This is a genomic window from Oceanisphaera arctica (assembly GCF_002936955.1).
GTDB lineage: Bacteria > Pseudomonadota > Gammaproteobacteria > Enterobacterales > Aeromonadaceae > Oceanimonas > Oceanimonas arctica.
The window spans coordinates 87,327-96,046 of sequence record NZ_MPZM01000010.1 but is presented as its reverse complement, the minus strand read 5'-3'; the positions used below and the strand labels follow the sequence as shown (position 1 = coordinate 96,046).

At 58.5% G+C, this 8,720-nt stretch carries 8 protein-coding genes; 2 read left to right on the top strand and 6 right to left on the bottom strand.

Annotated features, from left to right (window positions below; translation table 11 throughout):
* The first annotated feature begins 413 nt into the window (after nucleotides 1–413).
* On the top strand, nucleotides 414–1,793 hold the full coding sequence (locus tag UN63_RS06930) for a PhoH family protein (protein WP_104486044.1): 1,380 nt from the start codon (nucleotides 414–416) through the stop codon (nucleotides 1,791–1,793).
* Here UN63_RS06930 and thiQ read toward each other — a convergent pair.
* From thiQ to thiB, 3 genes are read right to left on the bottom strand one after another with little or no spacing between them, the layout of a single operon-like run.
* A complete protein-coding gene (gene thiQ, locus UN63_RS06925) occupies nucleotides 1,790–2,518 on the bottom strand; it encodes a thiamine ABC transporter ATP-binding protein (RefSeq protein ID WP_104486050.1) in 729 nt (242 codons plus the stop codon). The genes UN63_RS06930 and thiQ overlap by 4 nt on opposite strands.
* Nucleotides 2,502–4,103, bottom strand: a complete 1,602-nt coding sequence (gene thiP, locus UN63_RS06920; RefSeq protein ID WP_104486043.1) for a thiamine/thiamine pyrophosphate ABC transporter permease — start codon at nucleotides 4,101–4,103, stop codon at nucleotides 2,502–2,504. Before thiP ends, thiQ begins: the two co-directional genes overlap by 17 nt.
* A complete protein-coding gene (thiB, locus tag UN63_RS06915; protein ID WP_104486042.1) occupies nucleotides 4,103–5,086 on the bottom strand; it encodes a thiamine ABC transporter substrate binding subunit in 984 nt (327 codons plus the stop codon). Before thiB ends, thiP begins: the two co-directional genes overlap by 1 nt.
* Nucleotides 5,087–5,258: 172 nt before the next feature.
* Here thiB and UN63_RS06910 point away from each other — a divergent pair, with 172 nt between their 5' ends.
* Nucleotides 5,259–5,549, top strand: a complete 291-nt coding sequence (locus tag UN63_RS06910; protein ID WP_104486041.1) for a PilZ domain-containing protein — start codon at nucleotides 5,259–5,261, stop codon at nucleotides 5,547–5,549.
* 62 nt (nucleotides 5,550–5,611) lie between these two features.
* Here the strand turns inward: UN63_RS06910 and leuD are convergent, their stop codons facing one another.
* Genes leuD through leuB form a run of 3 tightly spaced genes read right to left on the bottom strand, consistent with a single transcriptional unit; the run spans nucleotide 5,612 to nucleotide 8,719 of the window.
* Nucleotides 5,612–6,211 (bottom strand): 3-isopropylmalate dehydratase small subunit, encoded by a 600-nt coding sequence (leuD, locus tag UN63_RS06905; RefSeq protein ID WP_104486040.1) that lies wholly within the window; start codon nucleotides 6,209–6,211, stop codon nucleotides 5,612–5,614.
* A gap of 10 nt (nucleotides 6,212–6,221) precedes the next feature.
* Nucleotides 6,222–7,619, bottom strand: coding sequence for a 3-isopropylmalate dehydratase large subunit (gene leuC, locus UN63_RS06900; RefSeq protein WP_104486039.1), 1,398 nt, complete (start codon nucleotides 7,617–7,619; stop codon nucleotides 6,222–6,224).
* Nucleotides 7,619–8,719, bottom strand: a complete 1,101-nt coding sequence (gene leuB / locus UN63_RS06895) for a 3-isopropylmalate dehydrogenase (protein WP_104486038.1) — start codon at nucleotides 8,717–8,719, stop codon at nucleotides 7,619–7,621. Before leuB ends, leuC begins: the two co-directional genes overlap by 1 nt.
* Between the last annotated feature and the right edge of the window lies 1 nt (nucleotide 8,720).

The window sequence follows — 8,720 nt, the reverse complement described above, 5'->3', positions numbered from 1 at the left end:
TTAAAAAGCCCGATACGAATGTATCGGGCTTTTTTTCGTCTGCGAAAAATAAACAAACGGCTTCGGCCAAAGGGCCCGCTCCACCGACTCGCTATGAATACCTCTCTGTTTCCTCCCTGAAACTGAAGGTCAGTGGAGCTGATCCCTTTTGTCCTCCCTGATGCTCGAATGTCTCCTGTTGAGGCCGTCTGTGGGTGACTGTGTTGCCTCTGGAGCCCAGGTCCAAAAGATGATCAGGCCCGTACTGGTATTGGTATTAATGCGCCAAGCCTCATTCAGAGACTTTATTTGGATAGAGGCAGTTGCAGAGGACGTAAAAAAGTCATAGCGTTAGATTGTAATAAAGCTGTCATTGCACTGTGCTTTAACTGGGCAATGACCATGATAAGGGCTGAGCCCGAGGGAGCATGTCTATGGACGACAATGACCGTAAACGCTTTATTCTGGATACCAACGTACTGCTGCACGAACCCCTCTCCATTTATTCCTTCAAGGAACATAACGTCGTCATACCCATGACGGTGCTCGAAGAGCTGGACCGGATCAAGGACCGGCAAAAAGACGTCAGCCGGGATGCTCGGGTGGCCATTCGGACGCTGGAAGGGATTTTTCACGATGCAACCCCGGAGCAGATAGTAGCTGGAGTGCCGCTGGGTCTGCAGGATGACGAGGCCTCGGGCACTATCGCCATTATCACCGACAGACACCTGCCGGAAGGCTATGCGGTGTTTACCGATGACGAAGCCGATAACCGTATCATCAATACAGCCCTCTATCTGCAGAAGCATACGGCGGAAGGGATGGCGGTACTGGTTACCAAAGACATCAATATGCGGCTCAAGGCCAAAGGGGCCGGCCTGCAATATGTGGAGGACTATCGCTCCGATCAGCTGGTTGATGATATCCGCTTGTTATCGAAGGGCTTTTATCATCAGGAAAATAGCTTCTGGGACAGGGTGGGGGAGTGTGACAGCGAAACCCACGGCCGGGAGGTGATTCATACGGTAGCCGACGAGTTGCTGCCGGGAGCCTACATTAATCAATATCTGATTGATGATACCAACGATTTTGCCGGTCGCGTGCTGGATAAGGCCGATGGCAAGGTTCGCTTTGTCGACCTGGGTTGGGAGCGGATGATGGGGCGCAAGGCCTGGGGGATTCATCCCAAGAATATCTATCAGGCCATGGCACTGGATGCACTGCTTGATCCCAATATCGAAATGGTGATCCTGACCGGCCCTGCGGGCAGTGGCAAAACGCTACTGGCCATGGCATCGGCGCTGGAGATGATCATTGAAAAAGGTATTTACGATAAGGTGATAGTAACCCGAAATACGCCGGAAATCGCCGAAAGCATCGGCTTCCTGCCGGGTACCGAAGAAGAGAAAATGGCGCCCTGGTTGGCGGCCATCACCGATACCCTGGAAGTACTGCACAAACAGGATGAATGCATGGATGGCTCACTCAGCTACATCATGGGCAAGGCCAACATCCAGTTCAAGTCGGTCAACTTCATGCGCGGACGCAGTATCCAGAATACCTTCGTGCTGCTGGATGAGTGCCAGAATCTGACGGCGTCTCAGCTGAAGACTATCATTACCCGCTGCGGTGAGGGAACCAAGCTGGTGTGCTCGGGCAATCTTGCCCAGATTGACTCTAACTACCTGACCCCGGTGACGTCCGGGCTGACCTATATTGTTGAGCGCTTCAAGGATTTTGAAGGCAGTGCCAATGTTTATCTCAACGGGGTGGTCCGCAGTCGCCTGGCCTCCTTCGCGGAAGAAAACCTCTAAATAAGGATGTGGGGAGCGAGTTCACTGCTTCCCCGTCCAAGATAAGCCTTTAACTCTTTGGTGTGAGGAGCTGACAGCAGCTCCCTTTTTCCTTGTTCAAGGATGCGGCCGTTATGAACGAAAGCGATGTTATCGGCGATTCTGGCGGCCTCGTCCGGGTGATGCGTTACCAGCAGGACGGTGAGCTTCAGTTGATCGGTTTGCGAGCGCAACAGTTCCAGCAATTCGAAACGCAGGGCCGGATCCAGGGCGGAGAAGGGTTCATCCAGCAGTAATACCGGCTGCCGGCGAGCCAGACAGCGTGCCAGCCCTACTCGTTGTTGCTGACCGCCCGAAAGGCTCGATGGTTTGCGGTTCAGCAAGGCCTCTATGCCAACCTGTTCGGCCACCTGTTGTACTGTGGCCTTTTGTGCCGGCGTCAGCCGCAACGAGGGCGACAGTCCGATGGCGATATTCTGATACACCGTCATATGCCAGAATAGATTGTTATCCTGAAATAGCGTGGTGATAGGCCGCTGGGCCGGTGTCAGTGATAACAGCTCGCGGTCATCGTACAACAGTTGTCCCGAATCAATGGAGGTAAAGCCACCGACCATGGCCAGCAGGGTGGATTTCCCGGCCCCACTGGGGCCGATCAGCGCGGTTATTTCTCCGGCGCCGGCCGAGAGGGTAAAACACAACTCCTGCTCCGGGTAGCGGGAGCAGAGGTTATTCAGTTGCAGCATCTTTGCCTCCGAGCACACCTTCTATCAAGCCAAATAACCCCAGACTCAGCAGCAACAATACCAGAGCGGTGGCGGCGGCATCTATCATCTGATAGTTGCCCAGCTGTTGATACAAGAGCCAGGGCAGGGTTTGCAGCGACTGGCTGCCGAATAGGGCAATGGCGCTGAGATCGCCGAGCGACAACATCATCGCCAACGCCAGTGCCAATGCCACCGGCTTTCGCAACAGGGGCCATTCCACCAGCCTGAGCCGAGCCAGGCCCTGAACGTCGAGACTGGTACAGAGCCGGCCATACTGGAGAGATACCCGCTCCATCGGCAACTGCAAGGCGCGAAGTCCATAGGGCAATGCCATCAGGGCGTTGACCAGCAACACCAGTATCGGCCCCAGGGTAAAAATATCGGCAATATCGCGCAGCAGAATAAACAATCCGGTCGAGAGTACCACCGCCGGCAGTACCAGGATGACAGAGCCGGTGGCTTCCATCAGGGCAGCCCCCCGCTTACGTTGCAACTGCAGCCGCAGGTAGCGGCTGCTGCTGAGCAACCCCAGGGTCAGCAATACCGATAACAGTGCCGCACAGCTGGCAATGATCACAGAGGTGAGGGTGGCGTGCCACAGTAGGGACGAGCTCAAGGCGGCCCATAAGCTGGGATTGAGGCCGCTGCTGATGATGGCCAGCAAGGGCGGCAAGAACAGCCCCAAGCCCAGGGTCAGGATCAGGACATCCCACAGGCGCACACCGATACGTTGTCGATCCGGACGGATAGCTAACTTGCTACTGGCGTGCTGCTCCGGTGCCGCCTTGGTCAACCCGTATTGCAGCAGCAGAAAACCGCTGCAGAACAGCAGCTGCAGCAAGGCGAGCATGCCCGCCAGCGGCAGATCGAAGTCGAAGCGCAAAGCCTGATAAATCGCCACTTCCAGAGTGGTGGATTTAGGGCCGCCGCCCAGGGCCATGACGGTGGCAAAACTGGTGAAACAGAGCATGAAGATCATGCTGCCCAGGGCAGGCAACGCGCTTCTGATCACCGGCCACTCCAGCCAGCGGAACAGTTGCCAGCCAGTAAATCCGAGCTGGCTGGCCATCCGCCACTGGCTGGACGGAATACCCTCTATGCCCTGCAACAGGATACGGGCCGCCAGTGGCATGTTGAAAAACACGTGAGCCAGCAATATGCCGGTGAGGCCATAGAGGTAACCGACAGACTCGAATCCCAGTGTCTGCAACAGCTGATTTACCCAGCCCTGACGGCCATGAACGGTGACGATGCCGAACACTACCAGGATCACCGGCAGCACCAGCGACAGCCCAAACAGCCGCAACAAGAGCCTCCGTCCCGGAAAATGACGACGAGACAGTGCCTGAGCCAGAGGGATGGCCAGTAGCAGGCTCAGCAGGGTGGACAAGAGTGCCTGATAGAAACTGAACCAGACCACACGGTGCAGATAGCTGTCGTGGAGCAAGCGGGACAGACTGCTCTGGCTGCCTTGCACCAGCAGTGCGGTGATAGGCCCTGCGGTCAGAAGCAGGATACCGAGCAGACTGAGACTGCCCGGTATCCACCAGTATTTGCGGTGCATCAGCGGGTGACGGCGCCCAGCCACTGCCGGAGCCAGCTGCTGCGGTGTGTGGCTACTTCTTCGGCACTAAAACCGAGCGTCTGCTCGGGGATGACCAAGGAGTCGAACCCGGCGGGCAGAGGAGTCTCGATCACAGGGTACATCCAGTTACCGGCGGGAATATGTTGCTGAAAGCCGGGGCTGACCATGAATTGCATAAACTGCCTGGCCAGTTCGGGCTCTTTGCTGTTACTGACAATGGCCGCGACTTCTACCTGCAGGTAGTGCCCTTCTTCGAAGCTGGCTGCCTGATACTGGGTCTTCTGCTCGGCCTCGATATGGTAGGCCGGGGAGGTGGTGTAGGACAGCACCAGATCCGCTTCGCCCTTGAGGAACATGCCATAGGACTCGCTCCACCCCTTGGTCACCGACACGGTACGCTTGGCCAGATTCTGCCACACGGCGGGCGTCTCGTCGCCATACAACTTCTGTACCCACAGCATTAGGCCCTGGCCCGGCGTGCTGGTGCGCGGGTCCTGATAGAGCAGGGTGAGCTCCGGGCGTTCGAGCAGCTCGGCGAAGCTTTGCGGAGGTTGCTTGAGCTTGTCGGCATCGTAGATGAAGGCGAAATAGCCGTAGTCGTAGGGCACGAAGGTGGTGTCAGTCCAGCCTCCGGGTACTGTGATGCCGTCCAGCGACTGGCCATGCTCAGCCAGCAGACTCGTGTCTTTGGCGGCCTGCAGCAGGTTGTTGTCGAGTCCCAGTACTATGTCGGCCTTGGTATTGCGGCCTTCCAGTCGTAACCGGTTAAGAATCGAGACGCCATCATCCAGCGCCACCAGCTCGAGCTGACAGACACATTCGGCTTCAAAAGCCTGCTTGATGGCCGGGCCTGGTCCCCAATCGGACGCAAATGAGCTATAGGTATAGATTGTCAGTGTGGGCGTTTGTGCTGCTACTTGGCTGGTAGCAAGCAGAGACAGGGCAATCAGGGACTTGTTCACAGGCCACTCCTTGTGGATGGGATAAGGCCGAGAGCTTGAATTCCTGCGCCGGCACGAGCCGGGGGCGATGCACGAGTATGATCTCAGCGGTTGGCCGCACCCCGTTTTTGAATGGCCATTATTGTAGGGTTATTCTTTTCGCTAAACCAGTGTCTTATAAAGAAGGTGAAGAATGATGCCTGCTCATGAGGAACAGCGTGAGTTCAGTCGCATGCGGCTGGATACCAAGGTTATTCTGGCCACCACCAAGGAGCGGCTGGAAGGCGTCTGTCGTAATCTCAGCGTCAGGGGCGGACTGATGGAAGTGACGGCCGGAAAATGTCAGGTGGGCGAGGAGTGGCGGCTGGTACTGCCGTCCGCCGATTCCAGCGTGGAGCCATTAAAGGCCACGGCGGCGGTGCCGCGGGTGGAGCCGGGGCTGGCAACGGACAAGGTAGCGCTGATCCTGAACGAGGTACGTTGAAGCGTCAGGCCAAACAAGAACGCCGGCTTTCGCCGGCGTTGAAATACTCGGTTGCGAGAAGCTTACAGCCAGCTCGGCTGCTTGGCCTCATAGGCGTCGATCTGATCCTGGTGTTGCAGGGTCAGGCCTATGTTGTCGAGGCCGTTGAGCAGGCAGAAGCGGCGGAACTCGTCGATCTCGAACGAGAAGCTGAGGTCGCCGGCACGTACTTGCTGGGCTTCCAGATCTACCGTGATGTCGGCACCCTTGTTTACGGTTACATAAGCAAACAGGGCGTCTACTTCGGCGTCGGTCAGTCGTACCGGCACCATGCCGTTGTTGATGGCGTTACCGTAGAAGATGTCTGCGAAGCTGGGGGCGATCACCGCCTGCAGGCCGAAGTCGGCCAGCGCCCAAGGCGCGTGCTCGCGGCTGGAACCACAACCGAAGTTCTCCCGGGCCAGCAGTATCACCGCCTTGTCATACGGAGCCTGGTTCAGCACAAACTCCGGGTTGGGCTGCTCGCCGGCGTCGTCGAGAAAGCGCGAGTCGTGAAACAGGTGCTTGCCGAAACCGGACCGGGTGACCTTCTGCAGAAACTGCTTCGGGATGATCTGATCGGTATCCACGTTGGCCGCATCCAGAGGGGCGGCAATACCGGTTAATTGCTTGAATCCGCTCATGTTGTACCCCTTATAATTCCCGAATGTCGACAAAGTGACCGAAGACGGCCGCGGCGGCGGCCATGGCAGGGCTCACCAGATGAGTGCGACCACCCCGGCCCTGACGGCCTTCGAAGTTGCGGTTGCTGGTGGCGGCACAACGCTCGCCCGGCTCCAGTCGGTCGTTGTTCATGGCCAGGCACATGGAGCAGCCTGGAAGACGCCATTCGAAGCCGGCTTCGATGAAAATCTTGTCCAGCCCTTCCGCTTCGGCCTGAGCCTTGACCTGCTGAGAGCCCGGTACCACCAGCGCCTGTACGCCGGAGGCGACCTTGCGGCCCTGGGCTATGGCGGCGGCGGCGCGCAAGTCTTCGATACGGCTGTTGGTACAGGAACCGATAAATACCTTGTCGATGTTCACGTCGGTCAGCCTGGTACCGCCCTGCAGCGCCATGTATTGCAGTGCCTTGACCGCAGACTGACGCTCGGTGAGGTCGGCGATGTCTGCCGGTACCGGGATGATGCCGTTCACGGGCATGACCTGACCCGGGTTGGTACCCCAGGTGACCTGAGGCGCAATATCGGCACCATTCAGTTCTACTGCGGCGTCAAACTTCGCATCTGCATCGGACTTCAGGGTCTGCCAGTAGGCGACAGCCTGATCCCAGTCGGCACCTTCGGGGGCGAAGGGCTTGCCCTTGAGGTACTCGAAGGTGGTCTGATCGGGGGCGACCAGACCGGCCTTGGCACCGAGCTCGATGGCCATGTTACAGATGGTCATGCGGGCTTCCATTGACAGCGATTCGATGACGCTGCCACAGAACTCCACCACGTAACCGGTGCCGCCGGCGTGGCCGACCTTGCCGATGATGGCCAGAACCACGTCCTTGGCACTGATACCCGGTTTGAGAGCGCCGTTGACCTGGATTTTCATGGTTTTGGCCAGACCCTGTTTCAGGGTCTGGGTGGCCATGACATGTTCTACCTCTGAGGTGCCGATACCGAAAGCCAGGGCGCCGAAGGCGCCGTGGGTGGCGGTATGAGAGTCGCCGCAGACGATGGTGGTGCCAGGCAGGGTCAGGCCCAGCTCGGGGCCGATCACGTGCACTATGCCCTGGTACTTGTGGTGCAGGTCATAGAGCGGCACGCCGAATTCTTCACAGTTGCTGGCCAGGGTTTCCATCTGGATGCGGGCCATTTCACCGGAGGCGGCGATGTCGTTGGTCTGGGTGGACACGTTGTGGTCCATGGTGGCCCAGGTGCGGTCCGGGCGACGCAGCTTACGGCCTTTTTCGCGCAGGCCATCGAAGGCCTGAGGCGAGGTCACTTCATGCACCAGGTGGCGATCGATGTAGAGCAGGGGCGTTTCGCCGGCCTGATTACGCACCAGGTGGGCATCAAATACTTTCTGATAAAGAGTGGTGGCCATTAGTTTGCTCTCCTGATGCGGGCGGTGATCTGCTCACCCATCTGGGCGGTGGTCTGCACCGGATGTGCGGCGTCGGCACTGTAGAGGTCGCCACTGAAGTAACCGGCGGCCAGAGTTTCGCTCACGGCACGTTCGATGGCCTGAGCGGCCTCTTCCTGTTTGAAGCTGTAACGCAGCATCAGCGCGGCCGACAGGATCTGGGCGATGGGGTTGGCGATGCCCTGACCGGCAATATCCGGGGCGGAGCCGCCGGCCGGCTCGTACAGACCAAAGCCCTTGTCGTTCAGGCTGACCGATGGCAGCAGACCCATGGAGCCGGTGATCATCGCCATTTCGTCGGAGATGATGTCGCCAAACAGGTTGGAGCACAGCATGACGTCGAACTGGGACGGATCCTTGATCAGCTGCATGGTGGCGTTATCGATATAGATGTGGTTCAGGGTCACATCCGGGTAGTCTTTGGCGACCTCGATGACCACCTCACGCCACAGGATGGAGGCCTGCAACACGTTGGCCTTGTCGACCGAGGTGACAAGGCCGCGACGACCGCGAGCGGCCTCGAAGGCCAGGCGGGCGATGCGCTCAATCTCGAAACGGTGATAGACCTCGGTGTCGAATGCTTTCTCGTTGGCGCCGGTGCCTTCGCGCCCCTTGGGCTGGCCGAAGTAGATGCCGCCGGTCAGCTCACGCATGCAGACGATGTCGAAGCCGCGGGCGCTGATATCGGCACGCAGCGGCGAGAAGCCTTCCAGACCCTGATAGATACGGGCCGGACGCATGTTGCAGAACAGCTTGAAATGACCGCGCAGGGGCAGCAGGGCACCGCGCTCCGGCTGGTCGTTGGGGGGCAGGTTTTCCCACTTGGGGCCGCCCACAGAGCCGAACAGTACCGCGTCGGCGGCTTCACAGCCGGCCAGGGTCGCCGCCGGCAGAGGAGTGCCGTGGTTGTCGATGGCGATGCCGCCCACATCATGGTGGCTCAATTCCAGGTTGAAGCCGAACTCCGCCTGTACCTTGTTCAGAACCTTGAGGGCTTCTGCCATCACCTCGGGGCCGATGCCGTCTCCGGGCAATACGGCGACCTTGTAACTTGCACTCATA

Excerpts from the sequence above, each read along its gene's own strand:
- leuD (WP_104486040.1), bottom strand. The coding sequence starts at position 6,211 with ATGAGCGGATTCAAGCAATTAACCGGTATTGCCGCCCCTCTGGATGCG.
- thiQ (WP_104486050.1), bottom strand. The coding sequence starts at position 2,518 with ATGCTGCAACTGAATAACCTCTGCTCCCGCTACCCGGAGCAGGAGTTG.
- leuC (WP_104486039.1), bottom strand. The coding sequence starts at position 7,619 with ATGGCCACCACTCTTTATCAGAAAGTATTTGATGCCCACCTGGTGCGT.
- UN63_RS06910 (WP_104486041.1), top strand. The coding sequence starts at position 5,259 with ATGATGCCTGCTCATGAGGAACAGCGTGAGTTCAGTCGCATGCGGCTG.
- UN63_RS06930 (WP_104486044.1), top strand. The coding sequence starts at position 414 with ATGGACGACAATGACCGTAAACGCTTTATTCTGGATACCAACGTACTG.
- thiP (WP_104486043.1), bottom strand. The coding sequence starts at position 4,103 with ATGCACCGCAAATACTGGTGGATACCGGGCAGTCTCAGTCTGCTCGGT.
- leuB (WP_104486038.1), bottom strand. The coding sequence starts at position 8,719 with ATGAGTGCAAGTTACAAGGTCGCCGTATTGCCCGGAGACGGCATCGGC.